The organism is Ginsengibacter hankyongi (assembly GCF_008710285.1).
Lineage (GTDB): Bacteria > Bacteroidota > Bacteroidia > Chitinophagales > Chitinophagaceae > Ginsengibacter > Ginsengibacter hankyongi.
Genome location: NZ_VYQF01000003.1, coordinates 415,245 through 439,631 on the forward strand (window position 1 = coordinate 415,245; position 24,387 = coordinate 439,631).

The window sequence follows — 24,387 nt, forward strand, 5'->3', positions numbered from 1 at the left end:
AAAATATTTACATTCCAAAGCATGAATTTTTATTTCTTTTATCAAGTTTAAACAATGAGGTTAATAAATAAGAAAGCTCTGATCACCGGAGCATCCAGAGGCATTGGAAAAGCAATTGCTTTGGAATTGGCCACGGAAGGTGCCGAAGTAGTAATCCATTTTAATCAGAATAAAGAGGACGCTGAAGCAGTTGCCAGGCAAATAAAAAATGTTGGAGGAAAAGCGCATTTATTGCAAGCTGATTTATTCGATATCACCCAGGCAATAAAATTAGGTGAGGAGGCATGGAATCTCATGGGCAGCATTGATATCTTAATTAATAATGCTGGTGTGTCTTATAAAAAGCGATTTCTAGAAACTACGATAGAAGATGTTGATTATTTTACTAACATAAATTTCAAGAGCACGCTGCTGATCACTAAAACAATTGCAAAGAAAATGGTATCGGCAAATACTGAAGGCTCTATCTATACCATTACTTCTGTTAATGGAATTCAGCCCGGGCCTGGGTTTAGTGTTTATGGCGCTACAAAAGGAGCCCTAGAAACTTTAATGAAAGGAGTTGCTTTGGAATTGGCGCCACATAATATTAAAGTAAATACATTCGTTTTAGGCGCCATTGAAACTAATATAAATGTAGCCGTCTGGCAAAATGAAGATAGATTAAAAACGGTAACTGATTATATTCCAATGGGAAGATTGGGAAAACCTGGCGAAGTTGCCTCTATCATCTGTAATTTATTAGCATCCGATTCGTATATGACGGGAAGCATGATAAAAATTGACGGCGGTTGGCTGTTAAGAACCGGGTCTCAAAATAATTTAGAAACCAACTAGGTTCTTGAGCTATTTTCATGTTTTATCCCGCAAACTCAAATCCCTCCATTCCTGAAAATCCGATATTTTTAATTGCAAAAAGAGACCCTGCAAGTGGCTGTGCTTTTTTTTCATCATGGGTGAGTCCCACGCTTGCGGTGGTAATATATAAGTCCTGCAAATTCTCACCTGCGAACGCGCAGGAGGTGACTTTTTTCACGGGCAGCGTTATTACAAATAATTCTCTTCCGGTTTGCGGGTTCCAGCGACTTACCTGCCAGCCATCCCAATGGGCTACCCAAAGCATTCCTTCATTGTCTATAGTCATTCCGTCGGGAAGTCCAGCGTTCTTCGGGATTTTTATTACAATCTTTTTATTACTGATTTTTCCGGAAGTTTTATCATAATCATATGAAGTGACTTCATAGGTGGGTGTATCAATGTAATAGAAAACCTCATTAGTGGGACTCCACGCCATTCCATTCGAAATAGAAATTTGTTCCAGTTTTTTGGTTACTGACAAATCAGTTTCGAGCGCATACAGGCTACCCGATTTTAGCTTGCCCGAAGTGGACATGGTTCCTGCTAAAAATCTTCCTGCAGGATCGCATTTGCCGTCGTTAAAACGATTACCAGGCAAACAGGATTCGGGGCTAATAATTGTTTTTTTTTCTCCGCTTATTCTGTCAATAAAAGCAAAACCGTTGTTCGTCGCGGTTATAAAATTTCCGTCGATACAAAGTCCTATGGAACCAATTATTTCATTCGTTTTGATCGTTCTGTGGTTTTCACTTTCCGGAGAATATTCATGAATCTCGCCCCTTAAAATATCAATCCAATAAATCAATTTCCGTTTCGCATCCCACACAGGTCCTTCACCCAGCAAGCATTGGTGATTAACCACAACCTCTATTTTTAAACCAGGAAACGGTATCATTCTCTTTACGTTTTTAGTGCCGGAACTATTTTTTACCTGATTCAGGAGATTCGTAATTTTTAAAATAGTTGCTTTTCCAAAATTGATATCTTGGTATTGCATTGTCTTTTAACCGGCGTTTAAAGTCATTAAAATCTTTCTTATCTGCCGCAGTCCATAAGGCTTCACTAAACGCTGTCATTCTTGGAAAGATCATATACTCTAACTTGGCTTTATTGGCAATATATTCTGTCCAGACATTGCCTTGGGCTCCTAATATATATTTTTCTTCCAGTGAATCTAACACTTCTGGAATAGGATCAAAATCATAAACCTTGTTCAAAGGTAAATAGCCCCCTTGAGTAAGACTGTCTTCATTTTTGGTTTGGGAAAAATTAAAATAAGTATAACCGCTCGGTGACATGATTACATGGTGCTTTTCTTTTGCCGCCTGGATAGCAGCTTTTACGCCGCGCCAGTTCATGATTATTGCGGAAGTATCCAGACCACCTTCCAATATTTCATCCCAGCCAATCACTTTTTTCCCTTTTAACTTCAAGTCCTCGATCACCTGTTGCATAAAATATGTTTGAAGGGCTGTTTCATTTCCAATCCCGTGTTCTTTCATAAAATCCTGGGTTTTAGGATCCGCCTTCCACCACTTGTGGCTGCACTCATCTCCACCAATATGAATATAAGGTGATGGGAAAAGGTCCGTAATCTCATTAAAAACCGCTTTTAAAAAGGCAAAAGTTTTTTCATTAGGTGCTAAAACATTATTTTTCCAATTATACATTCCAGGGCTGGTGGCCACGTCAAAAGTAGTATCAGGATTGGTACTAAATTCAGGATAGGATGCAATAATAGCACGGCTATGCCCCGGAATATCAATTTCCGGAATGACTGTTATTCCTCTAATGGCTGCGTATTTAATAACTTTCCTTATGTCTTCGTGTGTATAGAATCCTCCATATCGAATTCCATCAAAACGTGTAGGCTTATCCCTAAAATGTCCAACCAGGGTTGAATCTCTCCATGCACCAACCTGAGTTAATTTCGGATAGCTGTTAATTTGAATCCTCCAACCCTGGTCATCGGTGAGATGCCAATGAAAGGTATTAAATTTATAAAAAGTAAGATAGTCAATATACCTCTTGATGTAATCAACTGGAAAGAAATGCCGGCTTACATCTAAATGCATCCCTCGGTAAACAAATCGAGGATAATCCACAATTGCAAGAGGAGAAATGGAAACATTTTTTATTACATGCAACGGAAGCAATTGTAAAAGTGTTTCAATTCCATGCACTACTCCGGGAACATCTTTTGCTTTAATAACAAGGCGGTTATTTCTGATCGATAACAAATACATTTCTGGTTTGTTAATGCTGATAGTGTCATATTTTAAAACAATTGAAGATGATTTTCCCTTTGCTGTGGGTGATAATTGTACAGGTAATTCCAATCCACATTGATCCTGTATTTGTTTTTTAAGATAGGCGGCCTGGTCTGCAAAATGTTCGCCAGAATAAATAATTGTTGATTTATTTACTAAAATATTTTTACCAGTCAGTACACTTACTGATACCGGTTTGGGAATAATATTGTAAGAAGATATTATGGAATCCGCATTCTTTTGGGCGAAAGTGCAAAAAGGAAACATCATTACCAAAACATATAATCTCACTTTTCTATTCATAGTTTTTTTATTTAAAGAACTTCGAGATTAGATTCGTTATAATAATCATTTTTAAAAAAATATCTTAAAGCGAAAAAAAGCATCAATGCCGATAAAAGATAACAAATGCTTAATGATTCTATCCCGATGGACAGGCCGTAGTTAGTCTTAATGATTCCAAGTATCAATGGCGAAAAAGCACCCGTAATAAATGCAAAAGAGGTCATAACACCGACGGAAGTAGCCCTGTATTCCGGCTCTACCACATCAAACACTGCCGCAAATAAATTGGAATCGTAAACGCCCCTGAAAAAACCAAAAGCAGCTAAAGCGGCATAACTGATGTATAAATTAGTTGTATACGCCATAATAAAGATAAAAGGAACACCACCCAATAATCCAATAAATTCTGTTTCCAATCTGGCCTTTTTTCTTTTAAAAGCAAACTTATCTGACAATTTTCCACCAATAAGTACTCCTATAAATGCCAATGAAAAATGAAAGAACATAGATGTAAATCCTGCTTCGGATAGTGACAGGTGAAACTTCTCGTAATAAAAAGTTGGCATCCAGGTTACATAGCCAATATTGACGAAAACCATTCCTCCGAAAGCGATACAAAGCATCCAGACAGTCTTCTTCACAAAAATTTTCTTTGCAACAAACAAAATAGGCTGCCTTTCTATAACCTGTTTTAGCGGAACATCTTTTATTCTGAAGAAAATATAAATAACCAAAATAAGGCCGCCAATTCCAAAGGAAAAAAACGAAAACCGCCATCCGAAATGTTCCCCGATATAGGCAGCAATAAACCCACTGGCTACTACTCCAATATACAGGGAGGTCTGATGAATGGAGAGCGCCATTGCCCTTGTTTTATGATGATAATCTCCGATCATTGAAGTGGCTGCAGGATAATAAAACGCCTCTCCTCCTCCGGTTACAATACCCCGGATCAAGACCAACGAAAATAATCCAACACTAAAACCTGTAAGTAAAGTGCCCAGGCTAAAGATTAAAAGACTGGTGAAAATGATCCATTTACGTTTAATAAAATCACTTGCATAACCCGCGAATGGAACGATACAGCCATACACGATAGTAAAAATTGTTGCAATCATGCCCAGTTCAACATCACTCAGATGCAAATCCTTTTTAAGCAATGGAATTACGACATTAAATACCTGCCGGTCACCCTGGTTAAAAAAATAGGAAAACCAAAGGATGATGATCAGTTCCCATTTGTATGGTATCAGTTTTTTTCTCAAACGTTGATAACTTTTAAAAGATCAATGATGAATCTATGTTCCCGGATATAAATACTTCATTTTTTCAAATTGGATTTCAGAAAGAACATTTTCAAATATTTGTTCCTTTACTGTCCAGGATTACAAGTTGCTTTTATTTGTATTTATTTTGTGCCCGAATCAATTTTCTTTTCAAAAGGAAAAGCAGGAAGGCCTGTTTTATTAATGAGATTTGCCCCGCCGGCATCCACCCATGCATATCTCACTGCCAAAGGATCTTTCACTTCCTCACTCCAAACAATTGCCTGGGTTCCATTTATTACTGCTGATTGTGCTTTTACAAATTCCATAGAATCGCTGCCTGGATTTTTGAATCCTATTTCAAAACCACGAGGCTTTTCTTTGTCAATCGTAAATAATGATTGGCCGAAATCTAATTTAATTTTATTATTTGCTTTTGAAACTTTAATGCAGACAGGCCCTTTGTAAATGATGTTTTTATAGCCATAACTTTTTGCAAATGCAATTAAAGCCAATCTCTCTCCCACCTCTCTTTTATGTTTAAAATGAATGTTATTCATATTACCCAAATCAATAGTAACCGCCATTGAAGTATGGTCGACGGTTTTCATTACATCATACTGCGCCTGCCGAAGCTTTGCTGCATCATTCAAATCACCATAACCAAAAGGGGCTATCTGAACAAAATAGAACGGAAAGACATTTTGCTTTCCTTCCTTATCCCAATGTCCCCGCCAGCTTTTTATTAATGCAGTAAAAAGATCTTGATATTTATTTGCTTCTGAAACATTGGATTCTCCCTGGTACCACAAAATACCTTTGAAACAAAATGGGACTAAAGGATGGATCATCCCATTAAACAATGCTGCGGGCTCACACCATGGTTTTGAGTAGTAATAATAAGTTCTCGGTTCGTCTGGCTTATGCAATTGCTTGCCTGGTGTTTTTTGCGCTTTCCATTTTTGTAGTTCAAGATGATATTTTATGGAATCGGCTCCTACTTTTTGAGGAATTTCTTTCCAGCGTTGTAAAAAGTACTGTAATGATTCATCATTCTGTAAAACGTTTTTTGAAGTCCATGCTTCTGCCGGAGTACCGCCCCAACCCGAACAAACAATCCCTATCGGAACTTTTAATTTCGCCTGAATTTCTTTTGCAAAAAAATAAGCTACGGCAGAAAATGAAGCGGCTGTTTCAGGTGAAGTAATTTGCCATTCTCCTTGGCAATCCTTAAATGGTTTTGTTCCATATTGGTGCTGAACAGCAAAATAACGGATGGAAGGATAATCGGCTTTTGCAATTTCCTGCTTTGCACTATCGTTATATTTTAAAGGAAAGGTCATGTTCGATTGCCCGGAGCACAGCCATACTTCACCAATTAACACATCATCAATTTCAATAGAATTTTCACCGGTGATCTTAATTTTATACGGTCCTCCCGCTTTCGGAGTTTGCAATTCAATTTTCCAGTTTCCTGTTTGGTCAGCCTTTGTATGAATTTTATTTTTCTGCCAGGAAGCTTCAATAACGATTTCTTTACCTGGAGAAGCCCAGCCCCAAACGGGCACTGTGGTTTTTTGTTGCAAAACCATGTGGTCTGCAAATAATGCCGAAAGTTTTATTGTAGCATTAGTGAGAGCAGGCAAGGCAACCAAAAAAAAGATCAGAAAAGAGATTATCTTATTTTTTTTCATTTAGTTGAAAAGTTTCAAATCATTAAGGGCATCTGAAGTTTTTCCAGATGTTACTATATGAATATTTTTATTTGAACCAATAATGGAAACTGCATTGAAAGAACTCAAATTCTCTCCTAATCCGGAAATAGGATTTATCCATATTTGTTGCTTTAATGTCAGACGGGCAAGATCAGGTATATCAAAATCGCATACAGCACCCGGAACCCAGAAATAAGCTGAAGGAACTTTGTAATATTTGTTTGTAATCAGTAATTTGTAAGACGCAAGTGTTCCATCTGTAACTACTCCATTGACACGAGAATCGTAAATGGAAGCGAGCAAAGCCCACAAGCCACCCAATCCTTTCCCATAAACTACCACTCTTTTTCCCTCAAACTCTTTTTGGGATTTTACAAAATCAATTCCCCTCATCACATCATAAGTTCTCATAGCCAGCATAGTGCGTCCAAAACCAGGACTTTCAATCGCGAGACGGTCATGAAACCATTGAAAGGGAGTACAATCTGAATATTTGACGGTCAAAGGTAGAGAAGGTGTAGGACTTGTTTCCCCAATTCCGCGGACATCAATCGCTAAAACAATGTATCCTCTTTTTGCCAGTTGAAAAGGGACATCCATGTCTTCAAATTGAGTAGGTTTTCCACGGTCTGATGCATAAATATAAACCGGGCTTTCCGCTTTTACATTTTTGGGAGTTATAAGAAGCGATGGAATTTCAACGCCTTCTTCGCTATGATAGGTAAGTTTTTCAACAGAAAGATCACCGTAATAATATGTTCCAGAGGAATGAGTCTTTAACTGTGCTTTCTTTTCATTCAAGCTCAAGCCGATTCTTTTGGCAATTCTTTCTTTTAATTCAATTATATTACTGGCTGGCTTATATATTTCCTTAAGCCGTTTCGCGTTAAGTGTCTGACCTGTTTCGCCCCCCAGCGATGTTAATGTAAGACCGCTTTTTGTTGCCCATAATGCTTCGGGTTCTTCGGTTTGTATAGCAGGCTCCGTAGCTCCTTCCACTTCTTTATCGAACCAGTGATTCAGCCATTCGTAGACTTTTTCACGCTTTGGATATTTCAGATCATGTACCCCATCCACAATCACTATTTGCGCACGGTTTTTGTCAAAACCCAAACCTTCATTGAATAACTGAATATCTTCAATCTTTTTACGATGAAAGGCTGCTTCGCCGGATTTCTCACCCACGATTACCCGTACAGGTCGCGGTGCAATCAGGCTGAAAATTTGCCGGTCTATCAAATTCTGTCCGGGCAGGTAGTTTTTTTCCATTTGCCCACCGGGATGCCCCGCTGCACACACTTTAATACGTGTATCTACTGCCGTAATTAATAAAGCCATTTGTCCACCACCGGAATTTCCTACCGCAGCAATTTTTGAAGTGTCCACTTCCCGCCGGGAGACCAGATAATCTACTGCTCTGATACAATCCCATACCCGTAAACCCGAAAGTGTCCAGTTCACTAAAAAAGATGGCCGTCCTAGATAATAATGCTCATCAACTGGTCCTTGTATAGTTATTTCCTTGGATTTCGGGTCAAGATATTCAAAACGCTCTCCCTGTCCCATTGGATCAATGGCGAGAACTATATATCCCTTTAGCGCCAAACCGATGCTGGCAGTCTGATATCGGGAGTATGCCTTCCCCGGGCTGCTGTGCCCGCTTGTTAAAAGGACAGCCGGTAATGGCCCCTTTCGATTGGTGGGAATATAGAGATTTGCTGTTACATAATATCCTGGCTGGCTTTGAAAGTAAAGTCTTTCAACAGTGTATTTATCGTGTATTATCTTTCCGGTTATGTGCGGATGCAACGGTGTTCTTTCCGGAAATTTACCAAAAAACTTTTCTAATTGTGACCGCGTTTTGTTTTGATTTTCTTGCCATTCAGTTGGAGTTTTTAAAGTACTTAATAGATTCACCCGTTTTGCCATTAAGCTGTCTATTCGGCTATTTACGAAATCTGAAAGCATTGCCCTTCCGAAAAGCCTTTCATCTGAGGTCTGATATAATTTTAGTGATTTTGGTTCCGATAAACTCTTCAATTTCCCATCAAAAGCGCCGGTGGGGGTAAAAATAACTTTTTCAATCCTGCATTTCCCGCTACCTTTTTTATTAAATTCCAGATCAATCCTGCTCCATTTTTCTATATTGATCCGCGCAAAAGTCTTGTGGCTTGACGAGCCGGCAAATTTGTTGGAACCAAAGACAACACTCCCCGCAAGTCTCCGGTTAATCATTACTTTCACTTCTGATTTCTCAAGCGAATCCGCCATATAATAAACAGAAACATTATACTTTCCCGTCGGTTGAACAAAATAATCTTCAGCAAGCCCGTAATTTGACCCTCCCTTCAGTTGAATAAATCTTCTATTATCAGAATCAATGATTTCAAGGCCCTTAATTAATTGAGGATTATCAAATTCTGTTGGCTTTACATAGCTAATTGCAAAAGCCTTTGGCTCAGTATTAAGCGGTATTGCTGAAATCTGGGCAGAACAGTTCAAAGAAATAAGGGAGATAATAGTAAATGGAAGAACAAACAGTCCGATCTTTCTGTTATAATATTTCATGATTGGCTTTTTTAAAGAAGAAGATTTATATAACATTTTGAAATTCATTCCATGTGCATGTCCTTTATCCTAAAGAATTTATAAAGGAATAAGCAGTCTTGTGAAAGCTAAAAGTATCCTCCCTTTTCAGCGATATCCTGGATGGATTGGCCTTCTTTAACCCATCTGAAAATTACAGTTTCATTCCGTATGATCTCTTCACCTCTTAATAACACGTCCATTGCAATTTCTCTTGGAACAACTACTACACCATCTATATCCCCGACAATGACATCTCCTGGTTTAATAGTAATTCCTCCTATTGCCAGCGTGGTTTGGTAGTGGGTAATAAGGCATCTTCCCAGGCTTCCATTTGAAATTCTATATTTATAAAAAATGGGGAATTCTGCTTCCAATATTTGGTGTGTATCCCGGATACCTCCATCAATACATGCTGCTTTTACCTTTTTGCTTTTTGCTGTTGCGGTCATAACACCACCCCATAATGTTGCATTTTCATCCTGTGAGGTATCCCATATTACAAAAGCATCCTCATGCATTTCGTCCAGCATTTTTGTACGAAATTCCATTTCTCCGCTTATCATCGCATTTGGAGCGCTTTTTACTGTGAAAGCTATTCCGGCAATAGTACGATATTCCCTGAGTGATTTTATACGATTGGGAAGTGCCTGGTTCAGCAAGCAAAACTCCCGCAGCACATCATTTACAGCCCCTGTGTACAAATTTTCAAAACGCTTTAAAAGTTCCTTTTCCGGAATAGGAAAATCTGCTTTTGATACACCTTCCCGGGATTCGATAAGCTTTTCGAGATTCATCATTCCAATCTCTTTTTTATACTGCTTAATACTCATGTTTTCTATATGGTTTTAAAATTGATTATTTGTTATTAAGAGACGCTCCTTGTCAATAATGCCTCTTTGTTAACTTTCCTTTTGCGGAGTCCATCCGGTTTTATATAATTACTGCCGGAAAATAGAATTATAGCTTAAAAGTTGCTTTACTGACCTTCACGTTACTTGGAAGTTGAAAGTTATACTTCTGCGATTTATTTCCTTTTTTAACCTGGATGGAATATTTTCCATGAAACCCTCTGAAATTCACTATACCATCAGCGTCGGTTTTAAGGGTAATATTCGTTTTCCAGTCGTGATTTATAAGCTGATCCAATACTTTATAAGAAGGTTTCGGATTCATAGCGCTATCCAAAAGACCACCATGGAAATTATTTTCAGCACCGAAGGCGGTTCCATCTCCCAAATTCCACCACGTAATGCCCTTCATTTGTGGCTCACTAAACCATAATTTATAGATGTCTGAAACAATTGTTGCCTGATCTTGTAATCCGGTTTCACCATGTGTAGGAATAGTTATTTCAGTGATCCAAAGAGGTTTGCCGAAATTTCCTAATTTCTTATAAGCATCATGCATAATTTGAGGAGTATAAACTTCCCCTTTCAAAAATTTGTCTGGTTGCAACATGTGGAATTGGATTCCAATCCCATCTAGACGAATGTTCTGTTTCAAAAGGCCGTTGACCATATCAACATAATCCTGTGTACTATAGTGGGAAGTTTTCGTTTCGTCATTAATTATTAACTGGCTTCTTTTGGGGAACAAACTATCTGCTTTTTTAAAAGCCCAGCTAAGAAAATCATGAGGCACCGCATCCCATTGAGAAGGTTTTGCAATTCTGGCCATTTCCTCATTAACGGCATCCCAGATGGAAACATCATAACCGTATCGCTCTGCAAGCTGGGTCATACGTTTACCAGCAAGCGCTTTGAGTTTATTTGAATCATTGGCACTTATCCAATCCGGCATAAATTTCCGCTTGACATATAATAATTGATGGCCTTTAATTACAATTCCATGTGCTTTACACCATTTCACTAATTCGTCTGGTGGAGGTCGTCTCCAGATACTATCTGATCCTTCCTTAAAACGAAGATGGTTCTGCTGTGGTTCAAGTTCACGCCAATAAAATGGTATGGTAGCAAAATTGAAAAGATGTGTAAATGCGGATTCATATTTCTGATTCAATTCCGGTGTAGCTAACTGATGTAAAACAAACAGATTGCTGCCAAATAAAAATTCGTGTGTTTGCTGTTGAATGATAACCGTTGCATTTCGCAAAGGTTTTCCGTTTTTATCTACAATAGTGATAGTAGCATCGCCTTTACGGTATTTCTCAATATTACATTGTACTCGTTTTACTTCACCAGGATTACTCCAGGACGATGTTTGGGCAAATCCCTGCAAACAAAATATGAAGGAAAATAATAACAATAAAGTCTTTTTAGTCATCATAATAATTTAAAATTTATTTTATCTAATTCTATTTCATATCGTAACCCATAGAATTATCAAAGGCTTTTAAAATCTGTAAATCCATATTTTAATCAATTAAAGATTGAGGCCAGCCAGAAGGTAACGATGGATTGTAATTAGGGTTTTTGTCTGGAATTTTAGCATTTACTTCTTTTAGCCAATCATCCAAGTCATGGTGTAACTCTTCTGCCTTTTTGGGATATTTTTCAATTAAATTATTTTTCTCTCCAATATCTGTTTTGAGATCATACAATTGCTTTGAACTGTCCTCATAAAATTGAATTAACTTCCAGTTTCCTTTTACTATCGCGCTACTTGGTTTACCATAAGGCTTGCCGGTATAATGAGGATAATTCCAATAGAAAGTCCGGTTCGCAAGTTCATTTTCCTGGTTTTTATTAAGAAGTATATTTTTGATACTGATTCCATCAAATTTAAGATGCGCAGGTTTGGCGACACCCACCATATCCAACAGGGTTGGAAATAAATCGTATTCTGCGACGGGCGTTTTATTTAACGTTCCGGCGGAGATTTTCCCATCCCATTCAATTATCAATGGAACTCTTAATCCACCTTCGAGCAATCCTCCTTTTCCACCCCTAAACGGTATATTGATCGTTTCAGGTTCGCGGCCTCCGTTATCAGATAAAAATACAATCAGCGTATTCTTTCTTAATCCGTTTACATCCAGATAATTCAACAATCTGCCAACAGCTTCATCCATATGTTCATGCATAGCAGCATATTTGGCTGCATCCACACCCTCTTTTGGTAAATCCATTTTCAGATATTTTTGGATTAGACTATCTTTCGCCTCTATTGGCATGTGAACTGCATAAGTTGCAAAATACAAGAACCATGGTTTGGTCTTTGGTTGTTTTAGCCATTCAATAGCTTTATCGGCCAAATGGTCAGTAAGAAATTCTCTTCCTCGTGCATCCACATTATAAAAGCCTTTTGTCTGAAGAGAATCTTTCTCTACGAAATATGTGGTAGGATTAGCAGGGCTTATCATATACTGATAGTCAAACCCCTGCTTATTGGGCAAATAAACTAGGCTCGTCCCCAAATGCCATTTACCTACCATTGCAGTTTGATATCCGCCTTTCTTTAAAACTTCAGCAATGGTAATCTCGGAATCCGGAAGAAATTGCTGAAATGGCTTTTCAATCAGTTTTGGATTTTTGTATCGCTCCGCACCGCCGGGAATCCAATTCGTTATGCCTAGTCTTTCCGGATACTTTCCTGTCATGATACCAGCTCTTGTAGGTGAACAAACACATGATACATAAGCAGTTGAAAATTTCATTCCCTTCTCGGCTATTTTATCAATATGGGGTGTTTTCCATGGCTTTTGACCATAACAACTGATCCCATTATAACTCATGTCATCCACCAAAATAAAAAGGATGTTGGGTTTTTGATTTTTTATCTGCTTCTTTTGGCTTTTCACCCGGTTAAAACTAGTGGCCACAAGTAGAAACATAATTTGAGAAATAATTAATAATTGTTTCATTATTTTTTAAATTTTATTTTTTGCCACCATTGAATTTCCGCTTTTATTGGTGATGGACTCAATACCCGGGATTCTGGTCTTTCGTTGGGTCTAATGCTTTATTAAAATTAAATTCTGCAGCAGGAATGGGAAACAGGTAATTTTTTTGCGCAATCGCTTTCCCTTTCGTAGCCATAATTATTTCCTGAGCTTTTCCGGCTCTTTTCAATTCAAGCCACCTCTTTCCTTCATACTGAAACTCATAACCATATTCTTTTATTACCAAATCTATAAAAGTGGAGTCATCGTAATCTGCTAATTTAAAATCAACATTTGAAGGAGTTGTAGGGTTTTTGCCATAAGCCCGCCGATGAACCTCATTAAGCGCTTCCATCGCTTCAGGAGTCGGGCCATTGTTGGTTTTGCAGGCAGCTTCTGCATAAATCAGCAACAAATCTGCATAACGATACCAGGTCGCAGGATTTCCTGCTTTCGGTCCGGGGTCAATAAATTTTTTGTTAAGCAATGTAGTATTACCAAGTCCAAAATTCCACGGATACCATAAACCTTTGCGAAGGTCATTATTATCCCAGCTCGAAAAAACCGCATTACTAGAATCGGTATAAAAACCAAAGTAACCTCCCTGTCCTAATAATCTAGTCGCAGGATGATTGATATACATGGGCCAGATGTTACTAAAACCAGTTTGATTACTAAATTCAATATAGAAAATTTCTTCTTTGGTAATTCCCGCATTTGAGCCGAAAATCTTTTGTAAATCATTAGTGGATGATATAGGAACTAAGGCATATTTATTTGATTGTATTACCTGTTTTGCTTCATTTGCCGCATCCGCATACTGTTCTAATTGTAAATACACATCGGCCAAAACAGTTTTAGCAGCCCATTTGGAAGGCCTTCCGGCAAGGCTTTGCTTATCGGGCAAATTCGTTTCTGCATATTTCAAATCTGATATAATTAGAGCATATACTGAATCAACAGGGCTTTTTTTCACATTGATTTCAGTCAGATTCGCCTCGGTCCTTATCGGCACTCCCCCCCAGCTTCTCACTAAATGAAAGTAATCAAAAGCACGTAAAAATTTTGCCTCTGCCACATAACGGACAATATCAGCCTGTGATATCGCATTACCATTTGGAGCATTTTTTATAACCAGATTTGCATTACGAATGCTTAAATAAAAGGCGCGCCAGGCGAGTGCAACTTTACTCGTATGTGTAGCATCCAGGCCCGCAAAATCATTTAATACAGCCAGGCTGCCACGCCCATAACCATAATCTACATAAGGCTCCAGTTCAGGAATATAAGATCCCATTATATCTGTACTACGCAAAGGCGGATAAATTGCATTTACACCAGCCTCTACGTCAGCGGCAGTATTATAAAATGTTTCTACTGCCAGTGATTTCGGATGTTCTTCTAAACTTTTTTGACAGGAAGAAAAGAATGTTAGGGATAATATTCCCATAAATCCAACTTCAAAAATCTTTTGAAGCCTTTTAGGAGAAGAAGGTTTGATTAAATTTTTCATGATTTTAATTTTAAAAAGGAAATTTTCCTGTTAAAAGCTGATTATTTTAAAATCCTGCGCGGATACCGAATGTAACTGACTTTGAAGTTGGATAACTATACCAGTCGTATCCTATCGAAGTAGAATTGCCGCTACCTCTTGCATTTACTTCAGGGTCATACCATGAGTATTTTGTGAGGGTTAATAAATTTTGGCCGCTGACGTATAATTGAAGATTCCTAATCCAATTTACTTTTAAAACTTCGCCAGATAAATTATATGCTAATTGAATGTTTTTTAAACGCATATAAGAACCATCCTCAATATACCTGTTGGATACTTTAGCAGTTACAGAACGGCTGATAACCGGATATTTTGCATTGGTATTTGCAGGAGTCCAGTGGTTTGTAAAAACTTGTTCGGGCATATTCAAACCATAACCGTAATCTATTGTGTTATTAATCGTATTTACATTAAAAATGTCATTTCCATAAGTCCCCTGAATAAAAAAGCTAAGTTCGAAATTCTTATAATTCATCACGGAATTAAATCCATAAGTAAAATCAGGATTGGGGTCTCCGATATAGGTTTCATCTGCAGGAGTAATTTGCCCGTCGCCATCTAAATCTTTGAATTTAATATGGCCCTTTTCATCATATCCATCTTCCAGATATCCCCAGAAGCGCCCAATTGGTTGCCCTTCACGAAGAATATTTGAATTATCAACTATTATTGCCTGGCTAAGTATGCCACCAAGAATATCCTCATCGCCGGCAAGTTTTACTACTTTATTCTTGTTAAAAGAAATATTTCCATTTATATCCCATTTAAATTTTCCGGTAAAAGCTCTTGCATCCACCGCAAATTCAAAACCTTTGTTTTGTACTTCTCCAATATTTTGTATCGTACTTGTCCATCCAAAGGAAGGTGGCAACTGCACATTATTAAGCAAATCCCTGGTATTTTTAATGTAGTAGTCTGCTGTAATAAGAATCCTGTTGTTTAGGAACCCCAGATCAAGGCCGAGGTCTTTTTGCTCTGTGGTTTCCCATTTTAAATCACCGGGTAAACGTGTTCCAGGCGCATAAGAAACATAAAGTCCATTATTAAAAACAGTATGGCCAGAGGAAAGCTGGTTGAGTGTTGTATAAGCTCCGATTGCCTGGCTTCCGGTATTGCCCCAACCTGCCCGCAATTTTAAATCAGAAATAAAATTGATGTTCCGGAAAAAATTTTCATTTGAAACTCTCCATGCAAGCGCAGCAGAAGGGAAATACCCCCATTTGTTACCGTTGCTATATACGGAAGCGCCATCAGCGCGATAACTTACAGTGGCAAGATATTTATTGTCATAAGTATAATTTACCCTGCCTAAATATGAAATTATTGCAGAGGCTGAATATCCGGAACCCGGAATACCTGGAGTAGCTGAAGAGCCAAGAGAATAAGTTTGGGTAATATCACTAAAGAATCCAACACCACTTCCACTTAGCGAAGTATTATTGAAGTCCTGATAAGTAAAGCCGGCAACTGCGGAAACAGTATGCTTTTTGTTAAATGTTTTGTTATAACTGATCGTATTCTCGCTTAACAAACTTGTTGACTCGCTTGTACTAACACTTGCATTACCAGTGGAATTTACAAATTTTGTAGATGTGTATTCATCATTGCGGCCGACAGAATAAACAATACCACCTGAAACTTTTATTGCTAATTCAGGAATTGGATTATAAATCACAGAAGCATTTGTTAATATTTTATTTTGTCTTACCTGGTCGGTTTGTTCATTAATATAATTCAGCGGATTTACAATTCCACTGGAAATAAAAGGATAAGAAGTGGACAATACCCGGTAGGAACCATCTCTATTATAAGGCGTTAATGTGGGTGGTGCTGAAATAGCGCCGGAAATCATTGATTGTCCACGGTTGCTCCCCGCACCATCATTCAACTGGTCATTCATTGTCCTAGTCATGATACTTGCAAGGCTTACATTTATTTTTTTACTTATTGCATGATTAAGATTTAAATCCAAAGAATAGCGGCTATACTCACTTCCTTTTATAATTCCTTTCTGGTCTACAGTACTTCCGGTAATAGAGAACTGCGTTTTATCTGTTCCTCCATTTATATTTACCGATAATGTTTTCATTGGCGCTGTTTGAAAAACAAGATCCTGCCAATCAAATCCGGTTCCAAGGCTATCAATATAGGACTGGCTAAAGAATGACGTTCCATTGTCATTAACTTGCTGCTCATTATATAAGCTCGCATATTGTTTCGCATTCATCAACTTAAGTTTCTTTCTTAAAGTTTGGGAACTATAGCTTGATTCTACATTAACCTGTGTTCTCCCTGCCTTACCTTTTTTCGTTGTTATCAAAACAACTCCATTCGCACCACGCGAACCATAAATAGCCGTGGCAGAAGCATCTTTCAAAATTTCAATACTTGCAATATCTGCATTGTTAACGAGCGATGGGTCGTCAGTTGGAAATCCATCTATTACATAAAGAGGCTCATTATTCCCCTGGAGAGAATTAGTACCTCTTATGCGGATGCTGATTCCGTCTCCCGGAGCTCCCGTATTTTGTAATACCTGTACACCGGCAGCTCTGCCTGATAAGCTTTGCATCACGCTGGTTGTTGGAAATGCATTGATCTGTTCAGATTTAACTTGTGAAACGGATCCCGTCAAATCACTCTTTTTCACTGTACCATAACCAATAACGACTACATCCTGTAATTTGGTTTCAGCTGGAGTAAGACTTACATTAATCATTGACTGACGATTAATACTTACCTCTTTAGCATTAAAACCAATATGAGTAAATACCAAAGTGCCATTTTGTCGCGAAACCTTCATTTCAAAGTTTCCGTTTTTATCTGTATTAACTCCTTTCGTAGTCCCTTTCAATCGCACGCTTACACCAACTAAATCACTTTGATCTTTTGCTGAAATAACCTTCCCTGTAATTGTAGTAATGTTTTGGGCAAATAAATTTTGCATAAAAAGCAACCCAACAAAAAGACAGGCCGCGTACAGTGATTTTCCTTTCATAATTTATAAAAATTGAGTGTAAAAAATATTTCTAATTTTATATTATAAAGTTGCATTCAATATAGTGACGTAAATGTAAAACTTAATTTATTATTTCCAAATAATTTATTCAGACTATTTTTTTGTAGAAGTGAAAATCAATAGGATTGCTTTTGCAGTATGAAGTAATTCCTAAAGTCAAAATCGTTATTATTTATTCTTTAACGTGCCTATGGTTCTTATCGATCTGCAAATCCCACAGGCTTTGCTATTGTTCTTTATTAAAAGCAATCGATAAGAATCATATATAAAGAACTTTTTCTATCTGATATTTTATTTTAATTTCTGTTTACTATTTGATTCATATCTTTTTGCCGCACCTGCCAACTGAATTCCTTTTAAAATATCCTCTCGATAAAGTTCAATCGTGGGCTTCCAAAATGTTTGTAAAAAGCCATCTAATCTGGAGTTTGCTAAGTGGGAATTGCAAAACTGAACAATAGATGAAAAATTTTGGGCGTTTTCCCCGTTGTAGTTACCACTGGGAATTTGATCATAACCAGCAGTTTCCAGATCAATGAATGTTTTTACCCGTTTTGAATTGGCATCAAAATTTTCTCCATAAAACCAATTACTTTGAATTACCGATTTGGCATGCTATTATAGAATAAATCCGGATATTGCCAGGCATAATCAGACCACACCCAGGGGCGTGCCCCAGCCTTTTCAACTTGGGCTATCATAAAGTACAGATCGCCCCACCACACATCGTTCTTACGAACAACCACATAATTATAATCTGCCTGGCTCTCAGCATTTTCGTCATTCATGCCAAGATGAAAAAAACGTGGCTTATCAAAAAGGGCTGACACTTCATTAATCAGGTCGCTGCAAACCGTATAATATTCTTCAGTGGTTAGCATACGTGAATAGTCCTTTAGCCATGTATCGTGAGCTGCAGAAAAATTTAATTTCGGAATTGGCTCCAAACCCATTTTCCTGATCTTATTCAATTCATTACGCAGTTTTGTTACCGACCACGCATTACGTACCGCTATTTCTGGATGGCTTTCATACCTAATTGAATCTCCCAGATCAATGACAACCATGTTCATTCCTTCACTGACCATTTTTTTCAGGGCATCATTCCATAAAGATTCGCTCAGCCTCAAATCCGGGTGGAATCCTCTCTCAGTATTCTTAGGTGAACTATACTCTTCCCACATATTAAAACTCAGGTGAAGCAGGCATGCCCATATTTTTTTATCAGCCGGCGTAGCCATTGATAATAAGATTTCAGGTATCGTAGTTAATAAGCCTGCTACCGATAACTGTTTAATAAAACTTCTTCTTAGCATCATTTACCATTATTTTTATTATCCGAATAAAAAGTGCCAACAGCCCACTCTTCAAAGCTTTTAATTTCTCTTTCAAATTGAAGTTAAAAGGGCAATTCATTCTATTTCTTTGAAATCAAAACCTCACCTGTTTGTCCTTACTGGTGCCTGTCAGAGGTAAACAACGCTTTCTGAAGCGATACTTTCATAACAAGCATTCATAGCCTCAACAGTTTCCCTATGCCACTTCAAGTTGATCTTAGGTATTTTTCTATTCCGAATGCAATCAACAAATTCATCCATCATTCCAATCCATTCATCGAAATAAGTATATTGAACAGTGTATCTATCATTAGGAGCGCCGTTATGATACACATTTGGCCCAAAACAATCGGCAAGTAAAACTCCCTTTTCGCCACTAATACTTACATTTACCTCCATACGTTTAGGATAGATTTCCCATCCCGGTCCTGGAATTTCCAATCGTTCTTCCAAGCGCGACCAGGAAGGATCAAATAAAAATCTGATTCCATTCTTCATTTTGCCGCTTACCAATAAATTATCTTCAACCTGGATATCTTTTCTGATATTTTGCCCGGCTTCAGCGTAGAGATACTCAAACTCACTATTGGTAAGGCATCGGATCATATCAAATACATGGGGATGATCAGCAAGGGCGCCACCGCGAAAACGATTGTCTCCCGGACGAAGTTGAACCTGCTTACCATAACTAGCTTCCGCATCATTTTGCCACGGGAATGCCCAGACCGGAGAAAGTGTAATATTAGTAGCGTTTATGCTACTGATTTTTCCCAATTCATTAGATGATACCAATTGCTTTATACGCGCCATTACAGGATTATAATGTAGTTCGAGTTCGATCTGGCAAACAATACCACTTTCTTCTACCATTTCGATCATTTGAGCATATTCATCCATATCAAAAGTGGGAACCTTCATACAAAGAATATTTATATGCCGTTGCGTACAAGTCTTAAATTGATCAAGATGCTTATTATTGGCTGAAGCCATAACAACTGCTTCTATTTCCGGATGCTTATCGAACATTTCCTGTTCATTCGTATAACAGGGAATCCCATAATTTCCTTTGAGAAAAACATTTTTAATTTTTTCTGTTTCTGCAGAAACGGCTACCCATTCGAAATTGGGATTTTCTTTTAAAGTTTGAAAATACTTTCTTGAATGACCATGAGTTAATGAAAGTATCGCTATTTTAATTGGTTTCATGGGTATAGATTGATACGTTTTTTAAATTTATTTTTTCACGGTTTTTATCAGATTCAAATACTATTTTAAGCAACTTAGCCAGGTGTTTATGCTGTTGCTGCCATTCTGTAATTAAAGCTGAATCTTTTAATACACTGAATGCAGCTCTTACATGATCAATCTGCCTGTCATTGAAACCGAAGAGTTCCATATCTGTATCTGTATAGGATAATTCCCCTTTTTCAGTAAAAGTGTAAACTGAATTTTGCACAATTTGTGTATCAACGACCATGTCGCTGGCAACGCCTCTGCGGCCAATTACCTCATGCCTGTCCTGCAAAATGGCATTACCCGGAAGCTGGGTACTTACTTCAATACTGCATAAAATTTCATTATCCAATTTTACAATGAGATTTGCGATTTCAGTATCATTTATATTTGCCTGAATGGAAACAATTTTTCCATTTCCAATAAACTCACAAAGATCCATTTCACGGTATAGAAGTGATGACAAAGTCCAATTGTCCCGGCTACCCCTGGAGGAAATGCGAAACAAACATGGCTCTTCTATTACGGCATCTGTCACTATTTTTTTCAATTCAGTGAATTTGCGCTTCATCCGCCATGGTAGTAAAGGAATCTGAGTTTTCTCCTTATTCGCATTTAGGAAATGGCATCCGGGTTGTAAATCAAGGACGTCAGGTTTAAATGATCCGAACAATTGAAAAGGGCCCGTCGCCGGAATACTATATTTTTCCAGCAAATTCATTAAAGAGTGTTCAACATCTCTTTCAGTTTTTATTAGTTCCATAATCTTCTTTACGTTTCTTTTAATTTATTCAAATGTTGTTACAGCGATTTCACCCTTGATAAATATTTGTCGATATACTTACTGTTCCTCTCATCGCCACCCGGAGCATTAGCGCTCGACCACACAGGTGGTTTAATTCCCTTTTCAATACATTTTTTTACGGTTGCTATTTCAAGCCGATGGGCGATATAAAAATCAGCGATATTTGAAATGGGGGCAATCGGCGTTTCAAAACCTTCCACCTTTACCACAGCATCTCCAACAGGATTGTAATCATCAATACAAACATCAGCCAGATCGAAAAGATTTTGTTTATCTGGATGCCTGATAAAATGGTCTTTAGGCATTTCATTTTGCCAATAAGAGGAACTGATTGCAATGATCTTAGCACCTCGTTCTTTTGCTTCCAGGGCCGCATCTATTGTGGCCGCATTTATACCAATATTGTGAAAAATAATAAATACCTCATCCTTCTGTACCCGGTAGTACTTTACAATGCTTCTTCCATAATTTACAGTTCGTTCTAACTCCAGATATTTCAACGCCTGGTTGAATACAGAAAGCCCTGTTTCCATGATTGGATTAATATTTGCAAGCCCTCCGGCTCTAAAAAATAATTCACCCATAACGAGGGTAGTATGGCCACCACCACCATAAACATGAATCAATTCATCCTTGGTGATAGCTTCTGCCATCAGTTCAGCAGCTTTTTCAATATTTCCGGATTGTTCCGATTCAATCCTTTTAAGCAATTTAATTACCTCATCCAGGTAACCTAAATCATGGTTATTCATTTTCTTTTCTTTTTTTTATCATTAATTGCATAATCCTTTTCCAACACTTCGCCATATGCCTCTCCAAGCATATCCCACATTTGTAAGGCATGAGGAGGACCAAGTACGGTTCCATGTCCCCCCCGGTATGTCCAGGCAAAGAGACTTTCGACACCCATATCAGCATACAAGTGAACAATTTCTTTTATTTCTTCTATGTTGTCGGGTTCCTGGAAATAGTTCATCAGCCAGCGTTGAGATCCGCGGCCATATTTTTTGGCTATATCGAGCGTTTGTTGTGTTATAGATTTAAAATAACTGCGTGGAAGTTTATAACTGATAATCGTGGTACTAAATACATCAAAAACATCCACCTTACCTACTTTATCCCAATTATCATATCCACGGTTCTCTTTTACGTAATAATTATTAATAGTAGCATGTACACAGCATACGATCTTACTATCGGGACGAATTTGCTTAATTCTGCGTGAGGCTGTTTCAAGAATTTCCAAAGCGGAGTTTTCCCTGAACGCAATCACCTCCTTTGTAAGCATACTAGGCATTACATATCCGTATAATTGTTCAAATTTTTTCTGACACACCGGGCAACGGCAAGACCAGTCGTCTCCGGGACCGCCCGTGATAGAGGCATAACTTTTCGGTAACGCATAATGAGGTTCATCCCAAAAGAATCCATCAGCATCTACTTCCAAAGCTAGTTTCTCACAGATATCGTAAAAATAATCGCGAAAAGCTCTTGTATTAAAACATGCTGCAGATAACGGTGTGTTTGTGAAAGCAGAAACCTGTCTGTTGCCTGCATTATTAGTAAGAAAAATGCTTGGAGGTTCTCCTCCAAACCATTTACCAATGCCCCATGTATCGAGGTAGACCTTTAATCCGAGATGTTTGGCAACTTTGGCAACTTTTACAATATTTGGAAACCAAAAATCAATATCAAACTCTGAAAGTGCTAATATTACCGCATTGCAATTGTGTTCGATCATTTCTTTAAAATCCTGTTCAGCATGTTCCGGATAACTGATCCCGTAATAACTTACTCCTGTTTCTTTTACAGCCATTTATGAATGGTTTAATGATTATTAACTTATTTGGTTTTATTTTTTTATTTCCTTTTTTTACGATGGATTTTAATCACATCGCTCTACTGATTTTCTTCAAACCATTTTTTCGCCTCTCCTGTCAGTTCAATTCCTTCTAAAATCAACGTTCTGTAAGTTTCTATGGTTGGCTTCCAGAAAGTTTGCAAAAAGCCAAGGAGTTTTGAGTCGTCAATGTGTTCTTTACAATATTTTACCGTGTTTCCAATGCTTTTTGGATTATGAAAATGATTACTGCCTGCTGGGATTTGATCATATCCATGCTGATCTAGTTCAGCATAAGCTTTTACGGCAGTCCTTGCTACCTCAGACATACGGTCAGAACTGAAATCTTGCCCATAATACCAATTACTTTGAATGACGGACTTAGGCATTTTTTTGTAATATTGGTCGGGATAATGCCATACATAATCAGACCAGGTCCACGGTTGCGTTCCGCCTTTTTCGACCTCACCTATAAGGAAATAGAAATCAGCCCACCAAAGATCATTTTGACGCACAACAACAAAGTCCGCCCGCCTCTGATTTGCAGCAGTCTCCTCATCCATTCCAAGATGCAGGAAACGTGGCTTATCAAAAATATCTATGGATTCAGCAATCATATCACGGCATACTATGTAATATTTTTCCGTAGAAACCATTTTCGAATATTTTCCAAGCCATGCATCATGAGTTGTTGAAAAATTCAACATGGGAATGGGTTCAAGTCCCATCTTTCTCATTTTATCTAACTCACTGCGCAGCTTGTTTACTGACCACGCATTTCTAACAGCAATTTCAGGATGGCTGTCCCATTTTAAAGAATCTTCCACATTTATCAGGATCATATTCATTCCTGAATCTGCCATTTTTTTAAAAGCATCATTCAAAAGAACTTCACTTAGTTCCAGTTCTGTTGATAGATATAGCTTCAGCTCCGATGAAAGAACTGGTAGTCAAGATAAATGAGAGTTGCATTTTAGCTTCTTTAAAGGACAATAATAGAATTACCTTATATCAGGTTACAAATACCCATGAATTACAGGCAAATCCACGCCAGGAAAAAAATGCCTACTTAACCGCTACGGGACGTGTTTTATTAGCTTTTAAAAATCAAAAAGAGCAAGAGAAATTTATTCAGGAATATGGGCTCCCAGGAGAAATGTGGCCAGAAGTAAAAAGTAAGCATGATTTAATGATAGAGCTCAATAAAATCAAAGAAAAGCAAATAGCCATCCATCATGCGGATTCAGATATTATTGGCCTGGCAGTACCTATTTTTAAAATAGATAAACTAATTGCAAGCCTGGGAGTTTATCTACCGGAAACCAGATTTAACTATAAGAAGCAGGAACTAATTTTCAGCGAACTGAAAAATACAGCAAAGTACGTTAACAAGAAGTTGGAAAAATAAAGAATACTAATTACAAACTAGATAGTGACATTATACGCTTATCGAAGACTAATAGTAATTTCTTCAATCTTTTGTCCATCAATTATTCCAGGTTCGCACAAAGTATATAATACATCTTACTCGTTAATTCCGGGTGCATCACTCTTGACGTGCTCTTATCATAACAATCCACACATTAAAGAAGCCTGTCTAACGTGCTTATCGATAAATAATCGGGCAATTAGCAAAGCAGCAGTGCGGTGCCGGCTTGCAAAACTTTTTCCGTTATAATTAAAATTTATTATCCAGAACAATCACATTTTCGAGGCAAATATGCTTAAACTACAAAGTGATAATTTCATGATTCTTTTTTCAAATTATTTGTTGC

General features: G+C 37.8%; 18 protein-coding genes. 2 read left to right on the forward strand and 16 right to left on the reverse strand.

The window, feature by feature from the left end; all coding sequences use genetic code 11:
* Positions 1-54: 54 nt before the first annotated feature.
* On the forward strand, positions 55-837 hold the full coding sequence (locus FW778_RS14055) for an SDR family NAD(P)-dependent oxidoreductase (protein WP_150415386.1): 783 nt from the start codon (positions 55-57) through the stop codon (positions 835-837).
* Positions 838-859: 22 nt separating this feature from the next.
* Here the strand turns inward: FW778_RS14055 and FW778_RS14060 are convergent, their stop codons facing one another.
* From FW778_RS14060 to FW778_RS14135, 16 genes are all read right to left on the reverse strand, one after another.
* Complete coding sequence (locus FW778_RS14060) at positions 860-1,753, reverse strand: SMP-30/gluconolactonase/LRE family protein (RefSeq protein WP_150415498.1); 894 nt, start codon at positions 1,751-1,753, stop codon at positions 860-862.
* Between the two features lie 25 nt (positions 1,754-1,778).
* A complete protein-coding gene (locus FW778_RS14065) occupies positions 1,779-3,431 on the reverse strand; it encodes a beta-N-acetylhexosaminidase (protein WP_150415387.1) in 1,653 nt (550 codons plus the stop codon).
* Between the two features lie 11 nt (positions 3,432-3,442).
* Positions 3,443-4,678, reverse strand: coding sequence for an MFS transporter (locus FW778_RS14070; RefSeq protein ID WP_150415388.1), 1,236 nt, complete (start codon positions 4,676-4,678; stop codon positions 3,443-3,445).
* Between the two features lie 143 nt (positions 4,679-4,821).
* Positions 4,822-6,372, reverse strand: coding sequence for a sialate O-acetylesterase (locus FW778_RS14075; protein WP_150415389.1), 1,551 nt, complete (start codon positions 6,370-6,372; stop codon positions 4,822-4,824).
* Positions 6,373-8,961 carry an acetylxylan esterase gene (locus tag FW778_RS14080; protein ID WP_202552248.1) on the reverse strand — a complete coding sequence of 863 codons (2,589 nt, stop codon included), beginning with the start codon at positions 8,959-8,961 and terminating at the stop codon, positions 6,373-6,375.
* A gap of 107 nt (positions 8,962-9,068) precedes the next feature.
* Positions 9,069-9,812 (reverse strand): RraA family protein, encoded by a 744-nt coding sequence (locus FW778_RS14085; RefSeq protein WP_150415391.1) that lies wholly within the window; start codon positions 9,810-9,812, stop codon positions 9,069-9,071.
* A 127-nt stretch (positions 9,813-9,939) separates the two neighbouring features.
* Positions 9,940-11,268: an endo-1,4-beta-xylanase gene (locus tag FW778_RS14090; protein WP_150415392.1), complete on the reverse strand. Its 1,329-nt coding sequence runs from the start codon at positions 11,266-11,268 to the stop codon at positions 9,940-9,942.
* A gap of 88 nt (positions 11,269-11,356) precedes the next feature.
* Positions 11,357-12,805 carry a sulfatase gene (locus FW778_RS14095; RefSeq protein WP_150415393.1) on the reverse strand — a complete coding sequence of 483 codons (1,449 nt, stop codon included), beginning with the start codon at positions 12,803-12,805 and terminating at the stop codon, positions 11,357-11,359.
* Positions 12,806-12,863: 58 nt separating this feature from the next.
* Positions 12,864-14,336, reverse strand: coding sequence for a RagB/SusD family nutrient uptake outer membrane protein (locus tag FW778_RS14100; protein ID WP_150415394.1), 1,473 nt, complete (start codon positions 14,334-14,336; stop codon positions 12,864-12,866).
* A gap of 46 nt (positions 14,337-14,382) precedes the next feature.
* Complete coding sequence (locus FW778_RS14105; RefSeq protein WP_150415395.1) at positions 14,383-17,376, reverse strand: SusC/RagA family TonB-linked outer membrane protein; 2,994 nt, start codon at positions 17,374-17,376, stop codon at positions 14,383-14,385.
* 620 nt (positions 17,377-17,996) lie between these two features.
* Entirely contained in the window at positions 17,997-18,716 is a 720-nt protein-coding gene (locus FW778_RS14110) for a hypothetical protein (protein WP_202552250.1), read from the reverse strand.
* Positions 18,717-18,863: 147 nt separating this feature from the next.
* Positions 18,864-19,940 (reverse strand): Gfo/Idh/MocA family protein, encoded by a 1,077-nt coding sequence (locus FW778_RS14115; protein WP_150415396.1) that lies wholly within the window; start codon positions 19,938-19,940, stop codon positions 18,864-18,866.
* Entirely contained in the window at positions 19,927-20,730 is an 804-nt protein-coding gene (locus FW778_RS14120) for a hypothetical protein (RefSeq protein ID WP_150415397.1), read from the reverse strand. The genes FW778_RS14115 and FW778_RS14120 overlap by 14 nt, the downstream gene beginning before the upstream one ends.
* A 38-nt stretch (positions 20,731-20,768) precedes the next feature.
* Positions 20,769-21,524 carry a sugar isomerase domain-containing protein gene (locus tag FW778_RS14125; RefSeq protein WP_150415398.1) on the reverse strand — a complete coding sequence of 252 codons (756 nt, stop codon included), beginning with the start codon at positions 21,522-21,524 and terminating at the stop codon, positions 20,769-20,771.
* On the reverse strand, positions 21,521-22,588 hold the full coding sequence (locus FW778_RS14130; protein ID WP_150415399.1) for an alpha-amylase family protein: 1,068 nt from the start codon (positions 22,586-22,588) through the stop codon (positions 21,521-21,523). The genes FW778_RS14125 and FW778_RS14130 overlap by 4 nt, the downstream gene beginning before the upstream one ends.
* 83 nt (positions 22,589-22,671) lie before the next feature.
* Positions 22,672-23,475, reverse strand: coding sequence for a hypothetical protein (locus FW778_RS14135; protein ID WP_150415400.1), 804 nt, complete (start codon positions 23,473-23,475; stop codon positions 22,672-22,674).
* Between the two features lie 47 nt (positions 23,476-23,522).
* On the opposite strand from FW778_RS14135, the gene FW778_RS14140 reads away from it, so the two are divergent.
* On the forward strand, positions 23,523-24,020 hold the full coding sequence (locus FW778_RS14140; protein ID WP_449404190.1) for an IclR family transcriptional regulator domain-containing protein: 498 nt from the start codon (positions 23,523-23,525) through the stop codon (positions 24,018-24,020).
* Positions 24,021-24,387 lie beyond the last annotated feature (367 nt).